Raw genomic sequence first — 2,065 nt, forward strand, 5'->3', positions numbered from 1 at the left:
TGAAAGAAATCTGTTGAGTTTTAAAAACATACGGCAAAATGGATATCATATTGAGACAACAACAGAGAATAATAAAGAATTCCTCTGTATTACTTCATTTGTCTCAAACAGGAAATTTATACTAGAAAAGCTTCGAGCTTTGTCCTCTGGACGACTATCAAAACAATTGAGTCGTATGCCGTACAGGGCCAAAAATCAAATAATCCTGAATTATTTAAATTATGGCACGATCGTCTCGGACATCCAGGCTCCAGTATGATGCGCCGAATAGTGGAAAATTCACATGGGCATCAACTTAAGAATCAAAGAATTCTTCAGGCGCAAGAGTTTGAATGCTCAGCCTGCTCTCAAGGAAAATTGATATTAAGACCATCTCCATATAAAGTGATAAATGAATCGCCAAAATTTCTTCAGAGAATTCAGGGAGATATATGTGGACCTATCCATCCCCATTGTGGGCCATTCAAATATTTTATGGTCTTAATCGATGCATCTTTAAGATGGTCACATGTCTGTCTATTATCTACCAGAAATGTTGCTTTTGCACGACTACTTGCTCAAATTATAAGATTGCAAGCACATTTCCCAGATTATCCAATTCAGTCTATTAGACTAGATGGTGCTGGTGAATTCACGTCACAAAGTTTTGACAATTACTGTATGTCACTTGGAATTGACGTTGAACACCCTGTTGCCCATGTGCATACTCAGAATGGATTAGCTGAGTCATTCATTAAAAGACTTCAGCTTATTGCTAGACCAATGCTGATGAGAACAAAGTTACCAATATCAGCATGGGGTTATGCTATATTGCATGCTGCTGCATTAGTTCGACTTCGTCCTACGGCATATCATGAATTTTCACCATTACAACTGGTGTTTGGCTATCAACCAGATATATCACACTTACGCGTCTTTGGATGTGCGGTTTATGTTCCAATACCGCCACCACAACGTACAAAATTCGGGCCACAACGTAGACTTGGAATCTATGTTGGTTTTGATTCGCCCTCCATTATCAGGTTCATAGAACCATTGACTGGTGATACTTTTACTGCACGATTTGCAGATTGTCATTTTGATGAGACAATATTCCCACCGTTAGGGGGAGGAATTAAGCCTGTTGAACGGCGTGAATTATGTTGGAATACAACAAACCTGTCTCACATGGACCCTCGAACTAAACAATGTGAAACTGAGGTACAAAGGATCACTAAGTTGCAAAATATTGTTTCTAGTATGCCTGATGCATTTACCGATACAGCTAGGGTAACTAGATCATATATACCGGCAACAAATTTTCCTGCTAAAATTGATATTCCAAAGGAACAACCTCTCAGTCTGATTGCAAATGAATCATCTAAAGCACGTCTAAAACGTGGACGACCAACTGGTTCTAAAGATTCTGTTCCTAGAAAGAAAAAGCAAAATGCAGGAGAAAACCCCTTAGAGGATATACTGGCTATTATACCTGCAACAGATTTTGAGAAATCTGATGAAAAGGAAACTCCGATTTCAAATAAAATACCGGAAAATAAAGAGGTTTCACTAAATTATACTTGGTCAAGAAAATTGTGGGATCGGAAAGATGCAATTATTGATAATATTTTTGCATATAATGTAGCTAATGAAATCTCGGCTGATGAATATGATCCACTAAGTTTAGAAGAATGCCGAAATCATTCTGAATGGCCTAAGTGGAAAGCTGCTATTCAAGCATAACTGAATTCACTTGCTAAACACAGTGTATTTGGACCTGTGGTCTTGACCCATGATAATGCAAACCGTGTTGGTTACAAATGGGTATTTACTAGAAAGAGAAATGAAAACAATGAAGTTGTTCGCTATAAAGCGAGACTTGTGGCTCAAGGTTTCCAACAAAGGCCTGGAATTGATTATGAGGAAACTTATTCCCCCGTCATGGATGCTATCACATTTCGATATTTAATCAGTCTTATAGTTTCAGAAAGACTTGATATGCATCTCATGGATGTAGTTACGGCCTACTTATATGGAAACCTTGATATTTATATTTATATGAAAGTCCTAGAAGGATTTCAATTGC

Annotated in this window: 2 protein-coding genes; both read left to right on the top strand. The window is 37.8% G+C overall.

What is annotated here, in order from left to right; translation table 11 throughout:
* The first annotated feature begins 255 nt into the window (after window positions 1–255).
* Complete coding sequence (locus QQK25_RS24605) at window positions 256–1,722, top strand: integrase catalytic domain-containing protein (protein ID WP_498027242.1); 1,467 nt, start codon at window positions 256–258, stop codon at window positions 1,720–1,722.
* 42 nt (window positions 1,723–1,764) lie between these two features.
* A partial coding sequence (locus tag QQK25_RS24610; RefSeq protein WP_284190016.1) for a reverse transcriptase domain-containing protein occupies window positions 1,765–2,065 on the top strand: 301 nt, incomplete at its 3' end.

Source organism: Zoogloea oryzae (assembly GCF_030161255.1).
Classification (GTDB): domain Bacteria; phylum Pseudomonadota; class Gammaproteobacteria; order Burkholderiales; family Rhodocyclaceae; genus Zoogloea; species Zoogloea oryzae.